This window comes from Cohnella sp. GbtcB17 (assembly GCF_019091135.1).
In the GTDB taxonomy this organism is placed as follows: domain Bacteria; phylum Bacillota; class Bacilli; order Paenibacillales; family Paenibacillaceae; genus Cohnella.
The window spans coordinates 1-25,670 of record NZ_JAGXJW010000071.1; the positions used below are offsets into that span (position 1 = coordinate 1).

Genomic DNA, 25,670 nt, shown 5'->3' on the forward strand with positions numbered 1-25,670 from the left:
AGCAAAAACGGAATGGAGCGCGCCGCAAACAGGTCTTCGGCCTGCTTCCGCTCCGGCGCGTCCGGATGGGCCGCGACGTAAGCTTCCGCTTGTGCGGCACGCGCAGCGACCTCCGAGCGTTCGATGACGAGCCCGCCGTCCGAAGCCGATTTTTGATCCGACTCGGCGGCCAGCAGCGCGATATAATCCTTCATGGCGGCGGTTACCCGCGTCTCCGTGCGTTTCAGTTTCCCATAATCCACGACGGGAAAATACATGCCTTCGGCTGTCTCAAGCTTGTAGCCGCCGTCGATGGCCTCCATAACGAGCGCACGCGCCTGTTCGTCTTTAATTTGCCCGATCTGGTCGGCTGATGGCGGCCATTCGAGCTTCTGCAACGCCTGCTGCACATTTTGCGCCTCCAGCTTCTTCTGCATGTCCGGCAAGCTTCGATCGTAGTAGGCGAGCATCTCGCGCAGCAGCGCATCTCCAGTCTCCGGCGAAGACTGTGCCAGCTTGTCGTCGAGCGCCTTGTTCAGCTCGGCGGTCGACAGATCCGACTGTGCCTGCTCCTTGAACGCTTCGAGCAGCGCGGCATCGTTGTCCGCGTCGGATGAAGGGCTGGCAGCGGGCGATGCGGAAGGGCTCGCGGAATCGCTCGGGCCCTGAGACGGCGTCTGCGACGAAGTCGCAGCGGCGTCCGTTGCGCTCGGCTCGGCGTCGTTCGATCCGTTCGAGCATGCCGCCAATCCTGCGGACAGCAGCAGCGCAAGTCCGATTGAAGTGAACCGTTTCCCCGTTTTCTGCGCTCCATGTTTGGTTGAAATGTTCATTGACCTCATCCTTTCCTGGACGTCTCTCGTTCTGTTTTTACCCAAAGGACATTTTGGCCTTCGAACGGTTAGACGGCTCAAGCACAAAAATGGTTCCACCGGCAGGAATATTTATACACGCTCCAATGGGCTGCTGCGCTCCATGCTTCGCCGGTTTGGCAGAGCACGCTAGGCTTATTGAAGGGATTCGCCCAAATGCGTTACAATCGAGGAATGCTGTCCGCTTATCTCAAAAGGAGAGAAAACCGCCATGTCATCTTACCGGCTCATCGCGATCGATCTTGACGATACGCTGTTGAACGACAAACTCGAAGTAACCGACGCGACGCGTGACGCGCTTGCTCAAGCGATGTCGCAAGGCGTCCGCGTGACTCTGGCCACGGGCCGCATGTTCGCTTCGGCCAAGCAGACCGCCGCCCAGGTCGGCCTGAACGTGCCGCTCATTACCTATCAAGGCTCGCTGGTTCGCAACCTGCTCGACGAGCGCACGCTGTACGAGCGTTCCGTCGACCTCGAGGCGGTCCGCAAGCTGTACGGCTTTACGCGCGAGCGCAAGCTTCATTTGCAGACGTATATCGACGACAAGCTGTATTCCTTCGACGATGGAGACAGGCTCGCCGCTTATGCGAAGCAATCGAACATTCCTTATATCGTCGAACCCGATCTCGACGCGCTGCCGGTCGGCCATCATACGAAACTGATCATTATCGACGAGCCGGCTCTGCTGGACGAGATCGCGCCCGAGCTGCACGCACTCCTCGGCCCGGATGTTCATATCACCAAGTCCAAGCCGCATTACCTGGAGTTCACGCACAGCGAGGGCACCAAGGGCCATGCGCTGCGGTTTCTGGCCGAACACTACGGCTTGACGATGGATCAAACGATCGCAATCGGCGATTCGTGGAACGACCGCGAGATGATCGAGGCCGCCGGTCTCGGCGTCGCGATGGCGAACGCGGTGCCGGCCCTGCGCGAGATCGCGGACTACGTCACGGCGAGCAACAACGAGGACGGCGTGAAGCAAGTGGTCGACAAGTTTATTTTGAACGCATAAGCGGAGTTCCGCTTGCATGCGACTTGGCGCCGAACACCCGTTTTAAAGCATCAAAAAAGGCTTCCGCAAGCTCTTATTCTGAGCAGGCCGGAAGCCTTTTACGTTTTCCGCCGAACGGCGTCCTTTTCTTTTTTTCGTTTTTCCTGCAGCAGCCGGTACATCTCGAGCTGTTCCTGAAGATGGCCCGCCTCTTCCTCCGTCAGCGCTTCCTCAACGCCTTGCACGACAAAGCGGTTCGGCTCGGCGGAATGCTGTTCCTTATCGACGCCGGTGAGCAGCCAATCGAGCGAAACCTCGTATATGCTCGCAAGCTCCCTTAATATTTCATTATCCGGCTGAGACCGGTTGTTCTCATATTTGGATATCGTCGTGAAGTCTACGCCCAGCGCGCCGGCGACTTCGTTTTGCGTCATATGCTTTTCCTGCCTCGCCAGCTTTAAACGTTTGCCGAATGTCAACGGTTGCACCTCGCGCTTTGCTTCAATTTGCTCCAGTATAAAAGATCTGAATTCGGCTCCGAATATACTTGCATATAAATCAAGTTTTAACTTGAAATTTTTACAATTTTTATTTAATATAAAATAAATACATGAAGTTACTTCAATGGAGGGAACGTTCATTTTTATTCACGATCAGCCTTACCCTTTGTATTATTGGATCATCAGTCTTTCCGTCATACTCATCATGGTGGGGTTCCTCGTGCGCAGCGAGCTTCGCAAGCGGAGATTGGAAAGAGAAGAAGACGCAGACGAATAAGAAATCCGTCAGGGAAGGTCGCAGCTCTCCCTGACGGTCCTTGCATCTAGCGCGTGCCCGATCGGCGGACAGCCTGCGACCGCCTGAACGCACAACAAACCCCGCCAACGCCTCCACAGCCGCCCCCCGCGAGGTGCGATTGAATGACGCCTATGCGAGATCGGAATACGCGAAGGGTTAGGATTTCTTAGAGTTCTTTTAACGCCTCAGCAAAATGGATGCGGATTTGCAGAAACTTCCTCTTCGGCATGTCCAATCGGCTGAAAAACCTGTGCGAATGTGATTTTTTATCCCCCCCTCTCTCAAGGCGCGACGATGTGAAAGGGGCCGATATGCCGCTATATTTAATCTTGAACAACACCAGGTTTGCGGGCTTGGCGAGCTTGAGGGGCTTGAGAGGCTTGAGGTTCTCGCGCTCGCGGCCTATATGCAATAGCTGTTGAAAAGCATTTATTTCCTTTGATCACGCGTTATTGAGCCAAATAAGTGTTGAAGCGCAATTAAATTCCCACTTTCGAGCGTTTTGACCCGGTCTTGAACAAATTAAATGCGGTTGAACACTTATTTCTTCCCCAGCCCCGATCAGCGCGCCGATTAACTGCTTTTCAACACTTATCGTCCCTGGCCCCTGGCTCCTGGCTCCCGGCTCCCAGCTCCCGGGTTAACCGTGTCTAGATCGAGCACAATTGCGCTTGATCTCTCTCCGTAACAATTACAAAAAACCAGTTTGTTCCTAATCGGGACTTCAACGACCGCGCGATGGCGCAGGATGGCTAGTTTGTTTCTAACCGAACTTCGGCGGCGGAGAGACAGTGCAAGCGAGAATCCTTCGGCAAACTCACGGTGAAGCCGTCTCTTGGGTTGCTACTGAAGCAAACTGAGAGAGGTCAGCATCCAACAAGCTAAAAATTACTTTACAGCCTCGCGGCACGAACTGAAGATGCCGCAAAGGCAACGAAAATCGCAAAAGGACGAAGGCGCAAAACGCGCCTTCGTCCTTTTTCGTCAGATCACTTGCCCGCCAGCACCTGGTACCAGACGCCGCGCTTCGCATACAGCTCGCTGCGAACTTGGTCCCATCCGCCGAGATAACCGATGTCGAACAGGCCGGAAGGTGTCTCGTACCGGTCCGCGAAGCGCTCCGCCGCCTGTTCGTTCACCGGCCTGAACCCATGCTCCGCGAACACGGCTTGCGCATCCGCGCCCTGCATGTAGGCAACCAGCGCATCCGCGGCTTCGCGTACGCCGTGCGCGTCCGCGTTGACGTCGACGACGCCGGCCGGATTTTCGATCAGAATCGTATCGTCCGGCGTCACGATGTCGTAATGCACGCCCTGCGCTACGCGGGCCAGCAGCTCGTTTTCGTAGGTGACGATCACGTCGCCGACCCCGTACTCGAACGCCGCCATCGAGGCGCGGCCGCTTTTGTCCATCGATTCGACGTTCCGGTAGACGGCCTTCAAGAAGGCTTTGGCCGCGGCCGCGTCCTTCTTCCCCGATTCGCGCTCCGCTTGCTTCAATCCGGCGCCGTAGATGGCATTGATGTCCCACTGCGCGCCGCCCGAAACCTTCGGATTCGGGAAGAGAACCTTGACGCCGGGCTTGGCCAGATCGGCGAACCCGGAGATGCCCAGCGGATTGCCTTCCCGCGTTCCCAATACGACGAGCGAGCGCGTGATCATGCCGCCCGTCTCCGTTTTTTTCCAATCCTTGCTCATGAGACCGGCCTTAACGATCTTGTCCATGTCTCCCTCGAGCGAGAGCACGGCGACGTCGGCCTTGAAGCCGCCTACGATCGATCTGGCTTGCGTGCCTGACGCTTCATAGGACTCCTGAAACTTGAGCTTCTGGCCCGTTTTCGCTTCCCATTCCCGGCCGAAGGCGGGCAGAATCTCCTGCAGCGCGTCCTTCGCGACCGAGTAGGCGCCGATGACGAGCGTCGCGGTGCCCGCTTCTTGCGCGGCCGCCCCTTCGCCTTCGGCCGGAGCGACGTTCGAAGACGACGAGCCGCCGCAGCCGGCGAGCGAGATTCCAAGCGTCGCGGCCAGCAGCCATCCGCTCAGGCGGCTCGCGCGGCACCGATTCATCCATTTGTTGCTGTTCAAGATCGCCAACCTCCCGGCGGTGCCTGCGCAGGCTCCCGCATATGCAGCCAAGCGAACGGCAGTCCTCGCGGACTGCCGGCGACTGAATCAAATGTACACGAACATCGGGTCGGCCTTCAGCTTGTTCTCCATGACCCAGCTCTGATTGTCGTTGAACAAGTACGCGCGGTGCACGAGCACCTGCACCTCGTCGCCCGGATGAAGCACTTCCTTTTCGAGGGAGCGGTACGTGACGAGCTTGATCCCGCCTACCTCCACCTCGACGAGCCACTCACTGCCGCGGAAGTGAATATGGCTGACGCGGCCGGCCTCCGTCGCGGACAGCAGTTGCGCAAACTCTTCCTTGCGTCCGATCTCGATGTATTCCGGCCGGATGAGACCCTTCGTGCCGGACGTTGCGGCCGCGTCGGCGAAGCCGCGAAGCTCCGCGATGTTGTCTACGATCCGGGACTCCCCGATGAAGCCCGCGACGAACGGCGTCTTCGGATCCTTGTAGATTTCCCAAGGAGAGCCCTTCTGCTCCAGGTTGCCCTTGTTGATGATCATGATCTCGTCGGCGACTTCGATCGCTTCGTCCTGATCGTGCGTGACGAAAATCGAGGTGATGCCCAGCCGGTCGATCATCTCGCGCAGCCAGGAGCGCAGCTCGTGCCGGATCTTGGCGTCGATCGCCGCGAACGGCTCGTCGAGCAGCAGCAGCTGCGGCTCCGGCGCGAGCGCGCGGGCGAACGCGACGCGCTGGCGCTGTCCGCCGGACAGCTGGTGCGGATAGCGGGACTCGAAGCCCTTAAGACCGGTCAGCTCGGTCAGATTGGCGACGCGCTCCTTGATTTTCGCCTTGTTCCACTTTTTGACCTCGAGGCCGAAGGCGATGTTCTCGCTCACCGTCATATGCTTGAACAGCGCGTAGTTCTGAAACACGAAGCCGATGCCGCGCTCCTGCGGCGGCAGGTCGTTGACCCGTTGGCCGTGGAAAACGATATCGCCCGAATCGGGCGTCTCCAGACCTGCCAGCATGCGCAGGATCGACGTCTTGCCGCCGCCGCTCGGGCCGAGCAGGCCGATGAGCTGCCCCTTTTCGACGCTGAAGCCAACGTCCTTAACCGCCTGAAAGCTGCCGAACGATTTATTTAATCCCCGTACTTCGACATGCATGTTCAGTGCACTTCCTTTCGGGATTTGGACCATTCCATCACGAGCAATAAAAGAACCGAAGCGGCCGCCAGCACCAACGCGACAGCGTTGGCCGCCGTCAAATCGAAATTCTCGACGTCCTGATAGACGAGCGTAGTCGCCGTTTGCGTCTTGTTGATAATGTTGCCCGAGACGACGAGCACGGCGCCGAACTCGCCCAGGCAGCGCGCGACCGTCAGGATGACGCCGTAGACGACGCTCCAGCGGATAAGCGGCCACGTGACGCGCCAGAACGTCGTCCAGGCGTACGCTCCCATCATATGGGCAGCTTCCTCCTGCTGACTGCCGACCTCCTGCAGCACCGGCATAACCTCGCGGATGACGATCGGAAACGTGACGAACAGCGTCGCTAGGATCATGCCCGGGAGCGCGTACACGATGTCAACGCCGGCGCGTCCGAGCAGGGCGCCGACCGCGCTGTCGGGACCGAGCAGCAGGACGATCATGAGGCCCCCGATCACGGGCGATACCGCAAAGGGCAGATCGACGATCGCGTTCATGACCGCCTTCAGCCGCTTCCCGAGCCAATTCGCGCGTACCAGATATAGAGAAAGCATGACGCCGAATACCGTGTTGACGATGGTCACGCTCACGGCGATGATGCCCGTCATCAGCAGCGCATGCAGCGCTTCAGGCCGGGTAATGCCGGCAGAAAATCCGCTCCAGCCGTTGTCGAACGCCCCCTGCACGATCCGCAGCAGCGGAACGATCAGCAGAACGGCGAAGATAAGCGTCGTCAATCCGATCCACAATCTTCTGACGGTCAACGCGCTCGCCTCCTTCGGACGAGATTAACCGTCCATAAGATGAGGAGGGAAAAGGTGAGCAGCAGAACCGAAACCGCGGCGGCGCCGGCCGGATTGTCGCTCTCGATCTCGCCGAAGATGTAGACGGAGGCGACGAGCGTGCGGCCGGGAATGTTGCCCGCGACCAGCACGACTGCGCCGAACTCCGCCAGCGCCCGCGAGAAGGCGAGCATGGCGCCGCTCAAGATGCCGGGCATCATGCAGGGCAGGATGACACGGAAAAACGTGCGCGACTTCGAAGCGCCCATCGTGTACGCCGCCTCTTCCTCGGAAGCGTCGAGCTCCTCGAGCATCGGCTGAACCGCGCGGATGACGAACGGGAACGTAACGAAGACCATCGCGACGACAATCGCCGGCTCGTGGAACAGAATCGTCGTGCCGAGCGCCTCCGCCCCGCTGCCGATCCAGCTTCTAGGACCGAGCAGCAGCAGGATCATCAAGCCGATGACCGCGGTCGGCAGCGCGAACGGCAGATCGACCAGGCTGTTGAGCAGGCTTCGTCCCGGGAACCGGTAACGAACGAGCACCCAGGCCGACAAGGTGCCGACCGCCGCGTTGACGATCGTCGAGATCGCCGCGAGCTTGATCGTCAGCAGCACGGACTTCCAGGCCAGCGCCTCCGTGATATTGTCGGCAAACGCCTGAAAGCCGCCCGACAGCGATTGCACGTAAATACCGGCGATCGGACAAACGATAAGGATAATAAAATAAAGCATGACGGTGCTGCGGAATCCCCAGCTCCACCATCGGCTCTGCAGCATGTTGGTCACGTATGCGAACCTCCAGGATGGGCTTTGTTGCCACTCCATAATTCCTATTAAATTAGTTGGTATTGCTACTTTAGCAGATCGGCCCTTGATTCGTCAACGACATTTCTGTATTTTGTCAGATAGAAGGAGCGCCCCTCGGAGGGGCGCTCGCAAAGGAGGCTGTCACAATGCTGTTCAAAGAAAAGCTCCGCACGTCATCCCGGGACGAGATCATAGATATTACCCGTCAGGCCGCCGCGCTCGTCGCGCGCTCCGGCGTTCAGGAAGGCTTGGCCGTCATCTATTGCCCCCACACGACCGCAGGCATCGCGATCAACGAGAACGCGGATCCCGACGTCAAGCGGGACGTGCTCATGCGGCTGGACGAGGTGTATCCGTGGACGCATCCCAAGTATCGTCACGCGGAAGGCAACACGGCCTCGCATCTGAAGGCGATCACGACCGGCAATTCGCAGACGGTCATCGTCAGCGGCGGCAAGCTGCTGCTCGGGCGCTGGCAGGGCGTCTACTTCTGCGAATTCGACGGACCGCGGGACCGCGAATATTTTGTCAAAGTCGTCGAAGGCTGACAATGCCGAGCCCGGCGCCGCCGATCGCGTCGGGCCTCGCGCGCGTCCTGCCATCGAGCTTCACAAGAGCTTCACTCGAGCTTCCGTATTTAAGAGAGCTGCTCCGTAAAATAACGCGCCTCTCCTCTGGTCACGACGCCCTGCCCTTGCGTCAGGTCGGTCATCCAGTCTTCGAAGCGTTCGGCTTCAGCTTCCTCCGGCAGACACAGCACGCGCACGCGGTCGGTAAACGCAACGTCCCCCACCTTCACGCCTCTGCCGCGCAGCTCGTTCTCCAGTTTCCCGTACCATGTATAATCGACGTCCACGAAGATCTCCCGATGCAGCACCCGGACGATCGGCCCCGCCGCATCCGTACCGGCCACGGCGCCGTCGGTATAGGCGCGAACGAGTCCGCCCGCTCCGAGCAAGATGCCGCCGAAGTAGCGCGTCACCACGACGACCGTGTTTTTCAGCCCGCGGTTTTTGAGCACCTCCAGGATCGGACGCCCGGCGGTGCCGCTCGGCTCCCCGTCGTCCAGCGCCTTCTGCCACTGATCGCGCTCTCCGATCAAGTAGGCGGAGCAATTGTGCGTGGCGTTCCAATGGCGCTTCTTGATCTCTTCGATAAAAGCGACCGCCTCTTCCTCGGTCTCCGCCGGCTTCGCGTGCCCGATGAAGCGCGATTTTTTAATGACGATCTCCTGTTCGCCGTAACCGGCGACGGTGGCGTATCTCGCCAGCATGCTCCGACTTCCTTTCCCATGTCCTTGCTTCCTTCAATGTCCTCCCAGTTTACCATGAGGCACGGATAAGAAAAACCGCCCCGGACAAGGTCCGAAGCGGTTGTCGCGACATCTGTGCGAGATGCGCGAATCAAACGTTACAGGCGGGCTTCCAGCTCTTTTTTCTTCTCCTCGAAGCCGGGCTTGCCGAGCAGCGCGAACATGTTGACCTTGTAGGCTTCGACGCCCGGCTGGTCGAACGGGTTGACGCCAAGCAGATAGCCGCTGACGCCGCAGGCGATCTCGAAGAAGTAGACGAGCTGGCCGAAGCTGTGCGGCGTGAGGTCCGGCAGCTGTACAACCAGATTCGGCACGTTGCCGTCGGTATGCGCCAGGATCGTGCCCTCGAACGCCTTCTTGTTCACGAAGTCCAGCGTCTTGCCCGTCAGGAAGTTCAGGCCGTCGAGATTGTCCGCGTCGCTCTGGATCTCGATCTGCTCGGAGACTTCGCCCACCTGGAGCACGGTCTCGAAAATGATGCGGTTGCCTTCCTGGATGAATTGCCCCATCGAGTGCAGGTCTGTGGAAAAGTCGACGGAAGCCGGATAGATGCCTTTATAGTCCTTGCCTTCGCTCTCTCCGTACAGCTGCTTCCACCACTCGGACACGAAGTGCAGGCTCGGCTCGTAGTTGACGAGAATCTCGACCGTCTTGCCCTTGCGGTACAGCGCGTTGCGGATGGCGGCATACTGGTACGCCGGATTCTCCGCGAGATTCGGGTTGTTCAGCGCGGTGGCCGCGTCCTGCGCGCCCTTCATGATCGCTTCGATGTCGATGCCCGCGGTCGCGATCGGCAGCAACCCGACGGCCGTCAGCACCGAGTAGCGCCCGCCGACGTCGTCCGGGATGACGAACGATTCGTAGCCCTCGGCGTTCGCCAGCGTCTTCAGCGCGCCGCGCGCCTTGTCCGTCGTCGCGTAGATGCGCTTCTTGGCCGCTTCCTTGCCGTACTTGCGCTCGAGCGCTTCGCGGAAGATGCGGAAGGCGATCGCCGGCTCGGTCGTCGTGCCGGACTTGGAGATGACATTGATCGACCAGTCCTTGCCTTCGAGCGCTTGCAGCAGATGCGTCACGTACGTGGAGCTGATGTTGTTGCCGGCGAAAAAGATCTGCGGCGTCTTGCGCTGTTCCTTGGAGAGCGTGTTGTAAAAGGAATGCGACAGCATCTCGATCGCCGCGCGGGCGCCGAGATAGGAGCCGCCGATGCCGATGACGACAAGCGCCTCGGAGTCGGATTGAATCTGCTTCGCCGCCGCCTGGATGCGGGCGAACTCTTCCTTGTCGTAGTCGAAGGGGAGATTGATCCAGCCCAGGTAGTCCGAGCCGGTGCCCGTGCCGCTATGGAGCTGCTCGTGCGCCAGCTTCACCGCCGGAGCCAGATAGTCGATCTCGTGCTGCCCGATGAACTGCAGCGCCTTGGAATAGTCGAGAGAAATGCTTTTAGCCATGATCGTATTGCCCCTTTCAGGTTCCATCGTTCGCGTCCGGTAGGCACGTAGCTTTAGAATAACCAAATTTCGCCTTCGGTACAAGCAACCGCGACCGCGTCTGCGAGGGGCAATACGGGCGCCTGGACGGCGCGGCCCAAGCCGCTAATCGAACGAACGGTGCGCTGGCCAGGACCCCTGCAGCTTGCGAAGCTGGACGATCTGGCCCAGATGATAGGCGTCGTGCCGAACGATGCCGTTTGCGTAAGACCAGGCCCTCGTCTCCGGGATCGGCCGCTCGAGCTTCTCGTCGTTGCTGCCCGCCAGCTCCGCTCTCAAGGCTGCATGCGCCTCCTCGAGCCGCCGGACCGCGTCGCTCCAGGGAGGATCGCCCAGCGCCGCGGCTTCGAACGTATCGTCGTTGGACAAGCTTGATTCGGCCGCCGGCTGCGGCTCGCCGCGCAGCGCGCGAAGCAGCCTCAGCTTGTAAAACAGCAAATGAAACACGTTCTGCCGGATCGAATTGACGGCGACGCCTTCCGGCTTCCAATCGGCCTGCTCTTCGCTCACGCCGTCAAGCGCGTCCTTGATCGGCGGGAACCAGTCCTCTTTGTCGTAGCCATGATCGTAGCTGTCGAGCAGCAGCTCGCGTTTGCTCATCCTCATTCTCCTTTGCCCTCGGGCCAATTATGGGCCGCTGGATGGTAACCAAATCCACAAAACCGTACTGGTTACCATCTACCCCGGGATCGGGATCATGTAAACGAAGCAGAGTTCGTCGCCAGCAAAAACACGGCGGATGCGGCGGCGCCGAGTTCGAACTCGATCGCACCATCGCCGAGTCTTACTCCTGAAGCTTCCCCGCCATACAGGGATACCGCTTGGGAGACATCGGCACGGTTCAACGGCAGCCGGTCCCAGCCGATCTTCTGTACCACGGCTCGTTGTTCGTCGTAGTTGAAGCAGGCGAGCCACAAACCTTCATCGCTCTGCAGCGCAAAAACGCTCGCGGCACCGGAACCGGCGACACCGTCCACCGTGACAAACGTCCTGCCCTTGCGCGCCAGCGCCGCAGCCTCGCCGCCCGCGAGCCAATCCCGCGCTCTGGCAGCGGCTTCGGGCATGCGGAAGTCGTCGCCGAGCAGGAGCGAGGTGCCCGCGATGACCGAGGCATGCAGCCTGCTTCGCCCCTCGTCCTCCGAGGTCGCGCGCTGGTTGTGGCTCTTGTAGAGCACGGTATGATCGGGATCGTTGAACCTGTACAGCGTATCGTTGACCCACCAGGCCGACGTAAGTGCGTTCAGCATATATTCCGTGTCGCCGATGAGGCCGAACGCGTCGCAGGAGATGCGCCGGCTGTGCGCGTAGCCGTGCGGGAACAGCGGTGCGATCGACAGATTGATAAAGAATGGCCTGCCGGTACGCGCCGGGTAGAGCGCCTCCCGAACGACGGACATGCCGTAGTTATAGGCCTGAATGCCCGTCTCGATCTCGGGCAGATAATGGCGCCCCTCCATCGTGCCATGCGTCAGGAAGTCCAGCTTCACGTAGCTGAAGCCGGCCTCCACGAACCGCGCCAGCTGGCGGCGGATCGACTCGACGACGATCGGATGCGTCGGATCCATCGCATAGGCGCCGTCCAGCGTCGGCAAGAGCGCGCCGGCCTCGTCCTTCAGCAGCAGCTCGCGGTAAACGACGCCCTCGAAGCCTTCGACCGGCTTCTCGGGATCGCGTCCCCAATACGCGAACGGCGTCGCGTAAATGCCGGGCTGCTGCCCGTTCGCGCGCACGCGCGCCACGCATTCCGCCAATTCAGCTTTGGTCAGATGATTCCAGAAGGCGTCGAAGTTGACGAATACGGCGTCGTCCTCGCGCAGCGCGCCGCCGCCTTGAAGCGCCTCTCCGATAAAATCCGAGACGCGCATGTATACGTCGGCGTCCAGCTTGTCCATGACCGCGGACCAGCTGTTCCACCCGAACGGAACGCCGCCTTCCCACGGCAGCGCGGGCGCGATCTCCGCATTCGCCCGGCCGTAAGACTCAAGGCCCTCCCGGTAGTCGTCGTACTTGCCGACGAAGACGAGCGGCGAGCGGATCTCGCTTCCCGACACGGCACCATGGCGCAGCGTGTCGCGAGTGTGCAGTCCCGCCGCACCCCCGTAGACGCGCAGTCTGGCGATCTCGCCGGCGAACGTCCCGGCGGCTTGAACGCCCGTCTTCCATACGTCGTGGGAGACCGATCCGAAGACGAAGCCGCGCCGGCTCGCAGGATGATAGATCGAGGTAACTTCGTAGCTCTCCACGTCGCAAGGAATCGGGTGCGCCGCGTACCGGACCCATTTGTCGTTGTCGAATGGCACGAACAGCACGCGCAGCTCCTTGTCGTCGGCGCTCGCTTCGGCCTCTTCGCCGAACGACAGCACGGAGCCGTCGTTGCGCAGCACGCACAGCGGGCTGATCTCGCGCGTCGACCAGTCCGTCTCGCGCGAAGCGGACAGCTCCGTCAGCGCATAAGGCCGCCCCGCCGTCAGAACGAAGCGCTGCCGCAGCACGGGGCTATCGGCATCCGCGCCGCGATGCTCGATCGTCCAGGCCAGCGTGCCCCCGCCTGCCGCGTCTTCGTCCGCCAAGACTGAATCCGGCAGCAGCGCATGGCTCGCCCCGTACGTCGTCCGGCACATTCGGTCGTCGAACGCCACCTCGCCGTGCGTATCCGGCACCGCCGAGCCGTCCGCCCAGCGATAGGCGGTCGTACCGCTCTTCAGATCGTTTTCGACTCGCATCACACCGTTGTCGGCGACGAACCGTGCACCGTCGTTTTCGATAATCCAGCTTTTCATCCAGATAGCCTCCCTCGGACGCGGAAAAGGAGCGGCATCGCTGCTGCCCCTTTTCCCCGTTCCGACTTATTTCCAGAGCGACAGGCGCTCTTGGTAATTGTCGTTGATGACCTTCTCGACCTTCTCGCTGCCCGCCGCCTTCATGTCCGCGAGCATCTTGTCGTACGTGGCGTTCGCGTCGACTTCGCTCTTGGCGATGATGACCTTGGTGACGGATTGCGTCATCAGATCCTGCACCTTCTGCATCGTGAGCGCTTCAGGCGTGCCGCCCTTCGGGCCCAGGTTTTCGAAGGCGTCGTTGTCGTAAACGGAATCCGCCAGGTTTTTGATCGCCATCTTGTCGATCTCGTTGCGGTCGTAGCGGCCGGCCAGATCGTACGGCGTGCCGTCCGTGCCTTTGCCGTTCTTGATGAACCATGTCCACTTGCGGATGCCGGTCTGCTTCACGAAGCCGCTCCAGTCGTCCTTGAAGCCCTGCAGCGTCTCGGGACGCGGCACGTGCTTGCCGTCCTTCATGTCCCAGTCCTTGCCCTCGATGCCCCACATCAGCAGGTATTGACCTTCCTCGCTGGCCAGGAAGTTGATGAATTTCATCGTGCGCTCCGGATCCTTGTTCGCCTTCGTGATGCCGATCGCGTCCCAGCCGAGCGAGCTCTTCGGGCTGTAAGTCGTTTTCGCCGGATCGACGCCGTCGGCCACGACCTTATAGGCGTAGAACTGCTTCTCGACGCCGCCGTCCTTCTTCAGCGCGGTGTTGGCGTCGCCCAGGTCCCAGTATGCGCCCGTCGAAGCGAGCACGGCGCCGGACGAGAGCTTTTGCAGCCAGGATTCCTTCTTGTTGATGGCCCAGTCCACGTCGATCAAGCCGTCGCGGTACAGTTTGTTCATATAGAGCAGCATCTCGCGGTACTTCGGATCCGTCACGTCGAAATGCAGCTTGCCGTCCTGCTCGTAATAGGACTTCAGACCGAACATGCCCTTGAACGTCCCGAGCGTGGCGCCCATGTTGGAGCCGTCCATCGTGAGCGGCACCGACGGCTTGCCGTTTACGTTCGGATATTTCTCCTTGAAGCTGCGCAGCAGCGCTTCGAATTCGCCGGCCGTGAACGGCTTGCCGCCCTCCGCCTTGTCCGGCGCGAACTCCTTCAGCAGGTCCATGCGGATGTTGAAGCCGCCGTTCGGCTCGTCCTTCTCGAATCCGTACCAGTTGGACAAATAATAGTTTTTGCCGTCCTTGTAGCGCGTTTTGTTGAGCATGTCGCCGTACATGCTTTTGACGTCCGGGCCGTACTTCTCGATCAGCTCGTCGAGCGGGATGAGCGCGCCGGCCGCGATGTATTTGTTCACGATGTCGCCGCCGCGGTCCATCAGCACGATGTCCGGCAGGTCGCTGCTCGCCAGCATCAGGTTCAGCTTTTCCGCCGGGTTGCCCGTGGGCTGCTGAATCTCGATCGTCACGCCGGTCCGCTTCGTAATCTCCTGTGCGACGGTATTGTTGAAGGCATCGCCCGTGTTTTTGTCAAAAAAGGTAAGCGTGATCGGCTTCTCTGCCGCGCTTGCGGACGGGCTCTGGGATGTGCCGGCCGATGCAGAAGCGCTGCCGCTTGCGGCCGGGCTGGCGGATGCATCGCCGTTGCTCGCATTGTTATTGCCGCAGGCGCCCAGCATGGACGCGAGCAGCGTGAAGCCTGCAGCGTAGACGACCGATTTTTTCAGGCTGGTCATGGTAGTTCCCCCCGAATGATAGTTGGATGATCAAGCGTAACACCGATTGAATGAATTGGCACGCCGGCCTTCTCCCCGCAGCCGCCCCACCTCCTCTCATGGCCGGATTGCCGGTCAGCTTTTGACCGCGCCGAGCGTCATGCCTTTGACGAAGTAACGCTGCAAAAACGGATATACCAGCACGATCGGCAGCGTAGCGACCATCGTCGCCGCCATGCGGATCGTCTCCGAGGAAACAGCCATCCGCTTCGCGGAATCCGCGAGCTGTCCCGACGAAGAGGTGAATTCTTGCGTCTGGTACTGATTCAAAATTTTGACCAGCACCGCCTGCAGCGTCTTCAGTTCGGATTTGTACGTGAACACGTACGAGTCGAACCAGGCATTCCACTGATTGATGGCGGAGAACAGGCCGATCGTCACGAGCACCGGCACGCAGATCGGCAGCACGACGCGGGCGTAGATCTGAAAATCGTTGGCGCCGTCGATCTTGGCCGACTCCTCGACCTCGGCGGGCAGCTCCTGCATGAACGAACGGACGATGATGACGAAGAAGACGTTCATCAGGTTCGGGAAGATGTAAACGGCAAACGTGTCGATCAGGTGCACGCTTTTCAGAATCATATAGTAGGGAATGAGACCCCCGCTGAAGTACATCGTGAAGATGAAAAACAGCGAGATGAGCTTGTTGCCGACGAGGTCCTTTTTGCTGAGCGCAAAAGCCAGCAGGCTGATGACGAGCACGGTCAGCGGCGCGCCGATCGCGGTGCGCATAAGAGTCACCTTGATGCCGGTGAGAATCTCCTGATCCTTCAGAATCTCCTGATAGCTCTGCAGGCTGAACGATCTCGGCCACAGATACAATCCGCCTCTCACCGCGTCGTCGGCGCTGTTCAGCGAGAGCACGAGAATGTTCCAGAACGGGTAGAACGTGACGAGAAACACGAGAATGAGGAACGCATACACAAAAGCCATAAACAGGCGGTCTTCCGACCTTTTAATAAGCGACACGGCGCGCGCCTCCTTTCCGCTTGCGGATCAATAGAGCGATTGCTGGTTCACCTTGCGTGACCAGGCGTTGACGGCGACGACGAGGACAAACGCGATGACCGATTTGAAAAGGCCGACCGCCGCCCCGTACGAGAACATGCCGTTCTGCAGGCCGTACCGGTACGTGTACGTATCGATGACGTCCGAATACTCGAGCACGGTCGTGTTTTGCAGCAAATACTGCTGATCGAAGCCCGCGTTCAGCACGTTGCCGACGGCGAGGATCGACAGGATGACGATGGTCGGCTTCAGCGAAGGGAGCGTGACGTTCCACATCTGCCGCCAGCGGCTCGCGCCGTCGACGCGCGCCGCCTCGTACAGCTCCGGATTGATGCCCGCGATCGCCGCCAGGTAGATGATGGCGTTGAAGCCCATGTCCTTCCAGGTGTTGGAGACGGCGATGATGCCCCAGAAGGCGTGACCGTTTTGCAGAAACTGGATCGGCTTGTCAATCAGATGGAGCGTCATCAGCAGCTCGTTGACCGCGCCCTGGGAGGACAGTAGCGTCACGATGATGTTGGCCGCGATGACCCAGGAGATAAAGTGCGGCAAATAGCTGACCGTCTGCACGAAGCGCTTGAACAGTCCGCCTCCCACCTCGTTGATGAGGAGCGCGAGCAGGATCGGCGCCGGGAAGCCGATGAGCAGCGACAGCAGGCTTTGGGCGAGCGTATTGCGCATGATCTTGTAGAAATCGCCGTTTTCGAAAAAGTAGCGGAACCACTGCGTGCCGACGAACTCGCTATGGAAAAACGAGCCGAAAAACGAGCCCCCGCCCGGCGAATAGTTGGTGAAGGCCATATAGAGACCGAACATCGGCCCGTATGCGAACACGAGCGTGCACAGGAAGGCCGGCAAGATCATCAGGTACAAAATCTTTTGCTGCTTCATTTTTTTCCATTTGCCCGTCCTGCGGCTTGCAGTGATCGCCGGCGACGACGGCTTTTCCAAGCTGGCTTCCATAGGTCCCTCCTTCTGGCGATGCGGCACGGCCTGTGCTTGATGCGGCGGCGGCGATTCATGCATGCGCTCCGTTGATAGGTTCATTATAGATTCGCGCGGTAAGCGGTTTCTATAACCGGTTCCTCGGAAACGCAACGGTAAATAACACAGTTTTACGGCGGGGGATCGTTGATTTGTAGCATGCGCGTGGGGCTATGTAAGTGACGCTTGGTTAGGCGTAGAGTGGCTGGGGCGGGATTATGGACGTGAGGCCGTCGGCGGGGCGTTATCGACCCAGATGCCGCTATTTCTCTAAATTCGCACATTTTCCAGCCTTCGTGAACCCAGATGCCGCTATTAACCGATTCTGTTACGCCAACGCCGCTTTTTAACACACTTAACGGCTCCACGGTCCGCGATCCCCTCCTGAAGCGCACCATTTTCGAAATTAGCGGCTTCCGGGTCCGATTGCTTCCCCAAGACTTCGCTCGTCGCTCGGCGATCCCGACAACGCAGCGAAGAGGCTCTCTTCAGAGCCTCTTCGCTGGCGCGCACGCCGCCGTGGCGGATCGTGCGTCTATGGACGAATCAAAGCATGCAGCAGCTGCGTCGCCTCCGCGCGCGTGGCGGTCTCCTGCGGCGCAAAGCGGCCGTCTCCTCTGCCCTGAACGAAGCCAAGTCTCGCTGCCTCGTTCACGGCATCCGCCGCCCAAGGCGAGATGTTGCCGGCATCGGCGAACGTACCGGTCAAGGAAGCGGGCGCTTCAACGCCTGCACCCAAGGCGCCGCTGCCCGGCGACTGCCGCGCCGCCTTCCAGGCATGGGCGCGCATCAGCATGACGGCGAGCTCTTCCCGCGAGATCGGCGCGTTCGGGGCGAACGCGTCGGCGTCCCTGCCCGTGGCGAGCCCCTGGTCCACCGCCGCGGCCACGAAGCCCGCATACCAGGACTCCGAATCCACGTCCGCGAAAACACCGGTCGCCTGCTGCGGCGCGATGCCCAGCCCGCGCGCCAGCAGCGCGGCGAATTCGGCGCGCGTGACCGGCGCACTTGGGCGGAAGGCCCCGTTCCCCGTGCCTTCAACATACAGCTTCGCCGCCATCTCCCCGATGACGCTAGCCGCCCAATGCCCGGCGGGCACGTCTTGGAATGTGCGGTCCAGCTCCAGCACGGCATAGACGCCCGAAGCGGAGATCGCGGCCGTCAAGCCGCGGCCGTTTGCGGGCTTGCCGGGCACATAAGCCGGCTTGCCCGTCTCGTTCAGGCGATAAATGCCGCCACGCTTGGCATCGAAATCCGCTGCCGTCCGCAGCGTCAATACAAGCGGCGAGCCGAAGTCGCCCACCGTCTCGGCCGCGCCGCTCGCCGGCTTAACGGAAAGCTTCAGCGCGTAGATCGCGCCTTTCAAGTCGGCTTGCGCATTCGCCGATGCGCCGGCCTGCCCGACCAGACCGGCAGACTGCGCACTCTCGACCGGCGCCAGACCGACGATGATCTCGCCGCCCTCGCGTTGTGCGGCAGGCATGCGCTCGAGCAGCGCCTTCAAGGCAGCGGCCGGCAGCTCCAGCGTGAGCGAACCCGCTCGAACGGCAAGCCCCTTCTCGGCGAGCGTGCCGGCGAGCTTGCCCGGCAGCACAAGCTCGCGCGTTTCGTCCTTCAGCTCGACGGACGGGGCATCTTGCGTCCCGCGCTGATCCAGCATCGCTTCGGTCAGCACGACCTTCCCTTCTGCCGGCGTCCCGGATGCGCCGGAATTGGCAGCCCCATTGCCGGGCTGGTTGCCGGGCTGCTCTCCCGGTTGCTGTCCCGGCTGTTCGCCTGGCTGCTCGCTCGGCTGGTTGCCCGGTTGCTCTCCCGGCTGCTCCCCTGGTTGCTCTCCAGGTTGCTCCCCCGGCTGTTCGCCCGGCCCCGCCTGCGCCGTCAACCGCAGCAGCTTGGACGCGGCCGGGGCCAGCGTCAACTTCAGCGAGCCGGTCGCCTCCGACGTCTCGCCCGTCCACAGATCCTTAGCTGCGTACGCCAGCGATGCTTCAAGCCCGGCGCGACCGAGATCGATCGTCTTGTCCGCCGTCGCGCTCGCGCTGTAGTTGAACACGGCCAGATAATAATCGTCCCCGTCCTTCAGCACGAAGGCATCGGCCGCATTCGCGCCCGTGTTGCCCTCAAGCGGCCGGAACGCCTTTCCTTTCAGCGCCAGATCGATGACCTCGCGGTTGCCGTACAGCGACTCCATGTAGCTCCTGGCCTTCGGATCGTTCACATCGTCCGAGTCCAGCAGCACGGTGCCCGAGATGACGCCCGAATTGACGCGGCTCCGGGCTTCCTCCAGACTTTCCGCGCGCGACAGCGCCAGATGGTCGGGGTCCGTGTACCCGTAGATCGTGCCGTTTTGCCAGAAGCCGTACGTGAGCGAGTTCAGCTCGTATTCGGTTTCATTGATTTTCCCGTACGTGTCGCAGGAGATTCGCCTGGCGTGTGCGTACTGGCTCGGGAAGATCGGCGCGATCGATTCGCTGATGAACATTTTGCCGTCGAGCACCTCGTTTACGTAGGCCATGCCCTGATTATAGGCTTGGATGCCGGTCGTGACGGCGGGATCGTAATGCCTCCCTTCCAACGAGCCGTGCGTGAGAAAATCGAGCTTGATGTACGTAAAGCCAAGCGACTTGAACCTGTTCAGGTAATAATCCATGCGCAGCTTCGCGCCCGGATGCGTCACGTCGATCGGATACGCGCCGTCGAGCGTCGGCAGCGGCTGCCCGTCCGCGCCCTTCAGCACGATGTCGCCGTACGTGTACTGCCCGTCCGTCCCCTCTACCGGCTGGCTCATATTGCTGCCCCAGTAGACGAATGGCCCCCAGTAGATGCCCGCATGCTGGCCGTTGAATTTGATCTTCGCCACCGCTTGGGCGAGCTGCTCGTCGTTCAGATTGTCCCAATACGAGTCCATGTTGATATAGACGTTGCCGTCGTTGTTGAATTCGGTCAGCGTGTTTTTAAAATAATCCGAGACGTCGAGCACGTTCTGCAGGGACAGCGAGCTGCCGTAGGCGCCCCAGCTGTTCCAGCCGACGGGCACGCCCTCCGGCAAGCCCGGACCGAGCGCAAGCTTCGGCGCGACGACCGCGTTCGCCTCGCCGTAGTCGGTCAGCCCGTCGCGGTAGTCCGCGTACGCGCCGACCAATATGGTCGGCGACGAGAGCTCGTTCCCCGAGACGCTGCCGTGCGGCTGCGAGTCGCGGGTCGCCGACGTGGCCGCCCCGCCGTACACGGTCAGCGCATTGAGCCGATCGGACGCGCCCGTCCAGTCGATGCCCGTCTTCCAAACGTCGTGCGTCACCGAGCCGAGTACGACGCCCGCCCGCGTCGAGGCGTTATAGATCGCCGTCGCCTCGTAGCTCGTGTCGGACCGGTTCATCGGCTGCGACTTGTAGCGGACCCAGGCGTCGTTGTCGAACGGAACGGTCAGCACGCGATTGTCGGCGCTGGTCCCGATGTCGACGCCGCTCTTGCGCTTCAGAGCGATCGGCGCCATGTAATTCGATGTCAACGCCGCGTCGCCCGCCGCGTCCAGCCGGACGAGGAAGAAGGCTTTATTTTCATAGACCTTGTAAAATTGCGTAAGCGCTGGCTTGCCCGGAGACGTATGGACGAAGGAGAGCTCGACGCCCTTGCCGAACCCGTCTTCGATCGGCGTCGGCGCGCCCGCAAGCTCGTGATGCGCGTACGCTTTCGTCTCCAGCAGCTCACCGTCCAGCTTTAAAGCGCCGTATACGCCCGACAGCCGCTGTCCGAGCTTCCAATCGTAGCCCGCGTAGCCGGTCTTGACATTGAGGCTGACGTCGTAGTCGCCGTTCGACACCATCAGCCCGTACGTATACTGCGTGACGGAGACGGCGCCGTAGTCGGTCGTCGGCCCCGGATCGCCGAGCGTGCCCAGATCCTCGTCCGGCGTGTCCGGCTCTGACGCCTTGGCGGGCTCGACGACGATCCGGTCGATGTCCGGCGCGTACCAGTCGCCGTCCGAGATCGCGATCGTATTGCCGCCGGCCTGAAGCGGCATCGTCAAGTCGACGGTGCCGACCGTGTCCCAGTCGGGCGTCTTGGGCGGCTCGACATACTGGTCGGCGCCGTCGTTCGCGCGAATGTGGAAGCCGCGCAGATCGCCCGAGATATAAGAGACGCTCACCTTGTAATCACCGGTCATCGGCGCCTCGATCCCCGAGAAGACGATCGCGCTGCCTTGATAAAGACCGCCTACCTTTTTGCCGCCGGAGGCGGTCGCTGCGTCCGATACGCTCGCGTTGCCGCTGAGCACATTCCGCTCATCCTCCGCTTCGTAGCCGACCGTAAACGGAATGACCTCAATCCGGTCGATGTCGGGCGAATACCAGTCGTGATCGGAAAATACGAGCTCGTTGGCGCCCTTGCGCAGCGTCACCTTCGCGTCGTACGTCCCGACCGTGTTCCAGTCGGCCGTCTTCGGCAGATCCAGCATGTTGTCCGCGCCGTCGTTGACCTTCAGGTACACCGGCCGCTGATCGCCGGAAATATAATAGATCCGGACGAGATAGACGCCGCCTCCCGGCGCTTCCACGTTGTGAAAGGTCAGCGAGCTTCCCTGATACAGGTCGCCGACCTTTTTGCCGCCCGAACTGACCGGACTGTCCGAGACGGAAGCGTGCCCCGTCAGCGTATTGCCCGGCGCCTCCGCTTCGAAGCTCGCGCCGGTCAGCTCTTTCTGCCAGTCGTCGCTTGGCTCCGCTTCGCCCGGATCTTGCTCCTCCACCCGCTCGCCGACGACGATCCGGTCGATATCCGGCGCGTACCAGTTGTTATCGTCGATCGTAATCGTATTGGCGCCCGCCGTCAGCGGAAGCGTCAGCTCATAGCTGCCGACCGTGTCCCAATCCGCCGTTTTGGGCGGGTCCTCGTACTGCTTTTCGCCGCCGTTCGCGCTGATGTTAAAGGAACGCTGATCGCCGGAAATGTAATACACGGTAATCCTGTAAGCGCCGTCGGCATCGACCGCGACGCCGTTGAATCGAATGGAGCTGCCTTGGTACAGGCCGCCGACCTTCTTGCCGCCGGACGCCGCTTCGCTGTCGGCCACCGCCGCGTTGCCCGTCAGCGCGTTCGCCGGCGACTCGGCCTCGTAGCCTTGACCCGTATCCGCGATAGCCGCGAATGCGCGAGACGCGAGGCTTTCGCCTCCGCCCGCCGCCAAGCAGACCAGCATGAGCAGCAGCAGGCTTTTCCTCCACAAGCGTTTCAACACCATCTTCCTCCTCCGGTTTCGTTCGTCTGAACAAGCGTAAACGCTTTCGCGCTTCACTCATTATAGGAACGCCGGAGCGCCCGGTTCCATAACCCGATTTACGGAAACGCAACGCTATTTAACGCATTTGCGCCTGTGGGCATTGTTGAATCGCGGCATTCCTTTTACAATAAAACCTGCAACGGGAGTCTGAATTGCGGAGGCGCCGGACATGTATCGAATCTTGCTGGTGGACGACGAGAAGCTGGAACTGGAAGCGGTTGCAAATTATGTTCGCTGGGCGGACATGGGCATCGCAGTGGCGGATACGGCGAAAAACGGCCGGGAGGCGCTTCAGAAAATGAGCCTGTGCAAGCCGGACATCATCCTGACGGACGTACGCATGCCCGTCATGGACGGACTCGAGTTCGCGCGCAAGGCCAAGCAGCTCGACAAGCACGTCAAGATCGTGTTCCTGAGCGGACACGACGAATTCCAATATATTAAAGCCGCGCTCGCCGTCGAGGCGGTCGGTTACCTGCTGAAGCCGATCGATCACGAGGAATTGGCGACGGTCATGCAGCGGGTAATCCGCAAATGCGAGGAGGACAGGCAGCTGCTCGGCTCCGCCGAAGGACTGAAGGAGCGGCTCGTCCGATCGCTGGCTTTCGAAACGGATACCGAGCTTCGCAAAGCGTGGATTCAAAAAATCGAAAGACTGCCCCGCCCGCTCCCGCAGACGGGACGTTACAAACTCGCTTACGCCGGCATCCGGAGCCGTTCGTCCGGCGCACGGCCGGCCGATTGGTTCGCCGACGTTCAGCTCGCGCTCGAGCGGCAGGGAGAGCATCACTACGCCTGGTATGTGGACGAGGAGCGATTTTGCGCGATCTATTACGAGCGGCAGGCTGCGGAGTCGGAAGCGCCCGGCGAGGCGGCGGCGTTCTGGCAGGCGCTAAGCGCCGAGCTCGATTCCCGCGGCGCCGTTCTGACCGTCGGTCTGTCCGGCGAGGGCCGCCATCTGATCGACCTGCACGACCGCTTCGAGGAAGCCAAGCTCGCTCATGCTTCCCGATTCTACGACGGCGGACGAGCCGCGGTTCACGCTTATGCGCCGTTCGAATCGCCCCGGATGCCGACGCTTGAACCGGCCGTCGCCGCGGCCGAGCTTGGAGCGGCGATCTCCCATGCGAGGCTGGACGACATCGATCGGCAGATCGCCCGCTTTCTGGCGCCTTACGCGGCGAACCGCACGCCGCGCGAGAGCATCGTCTCCGATACCGCGCATCTGCTGTCCGAGCTCGAACGGCAGTATGCGCCGCTGCTCGAAACGAACGAAGGCGCCCGCGAGCGTCAGGACGCGAACTGGAAGCGGATGCTGGAGCCCGATTCGCTGGAGGAGCTGCGGGAGAGCCTCGTCGCGTGGTGCCGGACGCTCGCCGGCCTGATCGAGGCGCGCGACAAAGACAAGCACATGCCTGTCGTACAGCGCGTCATGGAGGCGATCGACGTCCGCTACAGTCAGCCGCTTACGGTAGAGCAGCTGGCGGCCGAGGTTTATCTTTCCCCCAACTATATCCGCACGCTGTTCAAGGAAAAGTCCGGGGAGACGATTCTGGAGTACCTGACCCGGGTGCGAATCAGGCGTGCGGCCGAGCTGCTGAAGGACCGATCGCTCCGCGTGCACGAGATATCCAAAGCGGTCGGCTACGAAAACGTATCGTATTTTTGCGCGCTGTTTCAGAGGCACAGAGGCGTCACGCCCAACGATTATCGTAAAAAACTGTTATAGGAAAGGACCGCCATGCGCAGATTCCTGAGCCGCAACCTGACGTCGCCATTTCTGAATCTGAGCATGCGGGGCAAGCTGTTCTCGCTGTTTCTGCTCGTCGCGTTCATCCCGCTGCTGTCGTTCGTCTATTACTCCTACCATACGGTGAAGAGTCAGCTTATCCAGCAGACGTTCGCGAGCGCCGCCCTCATGACGTCCCAGATCAACAGCAATCTGGAGAACAAGCTCGACAACTACAACAAAATATCCGCCTCTCTCTATCTCGACGAGACGCTGCAGGATTATCTGGTCAAATCGTATCGGGAGGACGCCGAATTTCTCGACGCCTACCGCTATATCGACAACGTCATGAACAATGTGCTAACGACAAATCCCGAGGTGTTCGGCATCGCGATCTATACGACCAACGCCTCCATGCACCTCGACGATACGTTCATCAAGCCGCTGACCGACGTCATCGAGCAAAAGCCGTGGTTCCACAAGGTGCAGAACACGTACGGCAACGTCATTTTTACCATCACGCCCGCCCAGCCGGCCGATCTGCCGCGCAAGGCGACGCCGCCGATGTTCACGCTCGTCCGCTATCTGAACTACAACAGCCTGAACTTTCCGTACGGCATCCTGGCGATCGACATTCAGGAGTCCGAGCTGTACGCGCTGATCGACAAGGAGGACAAGGACAAGGACATTTATATCGTCGACGAGCAGGGAACGATCGTGTCGGGCAAGGACAAAGCTCGCCTGAACGCGAACATCGGGCAATGGCTCGACCTGCCGCAGGATGCGCAAGGCTCCGGCCGGTTCGAGGCCGAGTACGAGGGAGAAAAGGTGCTGGTCGTCTACAATGCCATCCGAAACGGCTGGAAAACGATCTCCATCATTCCCTACAGCGGGTTCATGGAAGCTGCGAACCGCTCGACGCATCGCCTGCTCGCCATCGCCTCCGTCTGCCTGCTGCTCTGCATGGTGCTGATCTACGCGGTCGCCCGGCTATCGACCAAACGCATCGAGACGCTGCTTAAAAATATCAGGCGCCTGGAACGGGAGGACTTCGAGCTCGTCTCCATGAAAATGGGCCACGACGAAATCGGGCAGATGTCGTTTGCGCTCAACAAGATGGCCGCCCGCTTCAAAAACCTGATCAACGAGGTGTACAAAAAGGAAATTTCCAGGCAAGAGGCGGAGCTCGGCATGCTGCAGGCGCTGATCAATCCGCATTTCCTGTACAACACGCTGGCTTCGATCTCGGCGCTCGCCATGAAAAACGACGATCGCCGCACGCAGGACATGGTCTCCCATCTGGCCAAGTTCTACCGCATTTCCCTGAACAAAGGGAAGAGCATCGTCTCGCTGAACGAGGAGCTCAAGCTGACGCACAACTATATCGCCATTCAGCAAATCCGCTATGAGAATCTGATTCACATTCATTACCGGATCGAGGACGACGTCCGCAGCTATCCGACCGTGAAGCTGACGCTGCAGCCGTTCATCGAGAACAGCATCCGCCACGGCCTGTGGGACGACGACTACGGCATCGGCATCGTCATCAAGGCGTACCGCAGAGACGGCGATATTTATCTCGAGGTCATCGACGACGGCATGGGCATCCCGCCGGAAAAGCTCGCCTGTAGCTCGCTTCAGGAGCTCGGCTACGGCATCTCCAACGTCGACCAGCGGATCAAGCTCGCGTTCGGCGCGGAATACGGCGTCACCATCTACAGCCGCCTCGGCATCGGCACCCAGGTCGTCGTACGGCTGCCGTCCGGCGGCGTTTCTTGACGGACGGCTCGGGCACAAGGGCTTTATTTCG

18 protein-coding genes are annotated in these 25,670 nt (G+C 60.7%); 4 read left to right on the forward strand and 14 right to left on the reverse strand.

Annotation, left to right across the window (positions count from 1 at the left end):
• Positions 1 to 812, reverse strand: an 812-nt coding sequence (locus KVT38_RS28910) for a hypothetical protein (RefSeq protein WP_483298200.1), incomplete at its 3' end; no start/stop codon positions are given.
• Between the two features lie 250 nt (positions 813 to 1,062).
• On the opposite strand from KVT38_RS28910, the gene KVT38_RS28915 reads away from it, so the two are divergent.
• Positions 1,063 to 1,866: a Cof-type HAD-IIB family hydrolase gene (locus tag KVT38_RS28915; RefSeq protein WP_217597223.1), complete on the forward strand. Its 804-nt coding sequence runs from the start codon at positions 1,063 to 1,065 to the stop codon at positions 1,864 to 1,866.
• 98 nt (positions 1,867 to 1,964) lie between these two features.
• On the opposite strand, the gene KVT38_RS28920 is transcribed toward KVT38_RS28915, so the two are convergent.
• The 5 genes from KVT38_RS28920 to cysT form a co-directional block, all read right to left on the reverse strand.
• Positions 1,965 to 2,324, reverse strand: a complete 360-nt coding sequence (locus tag KVT38_RS28920; protein ID WP_217597224.1) for a helix-turn-helix domain-containing protein — start codon at positions 2,322 to 2,324, stop codon at positions 1,965 to 1,967.
• Positions 2,325 to 3,632: 1,308 nt separating this feature from the next.
• The gene (locus KVT38_RS28925; protein ID WP_217597246.1) at positions 3,633 to 4,709 is read right to left on the reverse strand and encodes a sulfate ABC transporter substrate-binding protein; all 1,077 of its coding nucleotides are present in this window, start codon (positions 4,707 to 4,709) and stop codon (positions 3,633 to 3,635) included.
• A 105-nt stretch (positions 4,710 to 4,814) separates the two neighbouring features.
• Positions 4,815 to 5,882 (reverse strand): sulfate/molybdate ABC transporter ATP-binding protein, encoded by a 1,068-nt coding sequence (locus tag KVT38_RS28930; RefSeq protein WP_217597225.1) that lies wholly within the window; start codon positions 5,880 to 5,882, stop codon positions 4,815 to 4,817.
• 2 nt (positions 5,883 to 5,884) lie between these two features.
• Entirely contained in the window at positions 5,885 to 6,688 is an 804-nt protein-coding gene (locus KVT38_RS28935) for a sulfate ABC transporter permease subunit (protein ID WP_217597226.1), read from the reverse strand.
• A complete protein-coding gene (cysT, locus tag KVT38_RS28940) occupies positions 6,685 to 7,497 on the reverse strand; it encodes a sulfate ABC transporter permease subunit CysT (RefSeq protein WP_217597227.1) in 813 nt (270 codons plus the stop codon). The genes KVT38_RS28935 and cysT overlap by 4 nt, the downstream gene beginning before the upstream one ends.
• Positions 7,498 to 7,664: 167 nt before the next feature.
• Between cysT and KVT38_RS28945 the strand changes: the two genes are divergently transcribed.
• Complete coding sequence (locus KVT38_RS28945; RefSeq protein WP_217597228.1) at positions 7,665 to 8,066, forward strand: secondary thiamine-phosphate synthase enzyme YjbQ; 402 nt, start codon at positions 7,665 to 7,667, stop codon at positions 8,064 to 8,066.
• A gap of 89 nt (positions 8,067 to 8,155) precedes the next feature.
• On the opposite strand, the gene KVT38_RS28950 is transcribed toward KVT38_RS28945, so the two are convergent.
• The 8 genes from KVT38_RS28950 to KVT38_RS28985 form a co-directional block, all read right to left on the reverse strand.
• Positions 8,156 to 8,791, reverse strand: coding sequence for a YigZ family protein (locus KVT38_RS28950; RefSeq protein ID WP_217597229.1), 636 nt, complete (start codon positions 8,789 to 8,791; stop codon positions 8,156 to 8,158).
• A gap of 137 nt (positions 8,792 to 8,928) precedes the next feature.
• A complete protein-coding gene (locus KVT38_RS28955; RefSeq protein WP_217597230.1) occupies positions 8,929 to 10,278 on the reverse strand; it encodes a glucose-6-phosphate isomerase in 1,350 nt (449 codons plus the stop codon).
• Positions 10,279 to 10,422: 144 nt separating this feature from the next.
• Positions 10,423 to 10,917 (reverse strand): DinB family protein, encoded by a 495-nt coding sequence (locus tag KVT38_RS28960; RefSeq protein WP_217597231.1) that lies wholly within the window; start codon positions 10,915 to 10,917, stop codon positions 10,423 to 10,425.
• A gap of 95 nt (positions 10,918 to 11,012) precedes the next feature.
• Positions 11,013 to 13,097: an alpha-amylase family protein gene (locus KVT38_RS28965; RefSeq protein ID WP_217597232.1), complete on the reverse strand. Its 2,085-nt coding sequence runs from the start codon at positions 13,095 to 13,097 to the stop codon at positions 11,013 to 11,015.
• Between the two features lie 66 nt (positions 13,098 to 13,163).
• Positions 13,164 to 14,822 (reverse strand): ABC transporter substrate-binding protein, encoded by a 1,659-nt coding sequence (locus tag KVT38_RS28970; protein ID WP_217597233.1) that lies wholly within the window; start codon positions 14,820 to 14,822, stop codon positions 13,164 to 13,166.
• A 114-nt stretch (positions 14,823 to 14,936) separates the two neighbouring features.
• Entirely contained in the window at positions 14,937 to 15,794 is an 858-nt protein-coding gene (locus KVT38_RS28975) for a carbohydrate ABC transporter permease (RefSeq protein ID WP_217597247.1), read from the reverse strand.
• 63 nt (positions 15,795 to 15,857) lie between these two features.
• Entirely contained in the window at positions 15,858 to 16,832 is a 975-nt protein-coding gene (locus tag KVT38_RS28980) for an ABC transporter permease (RefSeq protein WP_217597234.1), read from the reverse strand.
• 556 nt (positions 16,833 to 17,388) lie between these two features.
• Positions 17,389 to 22,086 carry an S-layer homology domain-containing protein gene (locus KVT38_RS28985; protein WP_217597235.1) on the reverse strand — a complete coding sequence of 1,566 codons (4,698 nt, stop codon included), beginning with the start codon at positions 22,084 to 22,086 and terminating at the stop codon, positions 17,389 to 17,391.
• A 214-nt stretch (positions 22,087 to 22,300) separates the two neighbouring features.
• On the opposite strand from KVT38_RS28985, the gene KVT38_RS28990 reads away from it, so the two are divergent.
• The gene (locus KVT38_RS28990; protein ID WP_217597236.1) at positions 22,301 to 23,860 is read left to right on the forward strand and encodes a response regulator; all 1,560 of its coding nucleotides are present in this window, start codon (positions 22,301 to 22,303) and stop codon (positions 23,858 to 23,860) included.
• 12 nt (positions 23,861 to 23,872) lie between these two features.
• Positions 23,873 to 25,639 carry a cache domain-containing sensor histidine kinase gene (locus KVT38_RS28995; protein WP_217597237.1) on the forward strand — a complete coding sequence of 589 codons (1,767 nt, stop codon included), beginning with the start codon at positions 23,873 to 23,875 and terminating at the stop codon, positions 25,637 to 25,639.
• Positions 25,640 to 25,670 lie beyond the last annotated feature (31 nt).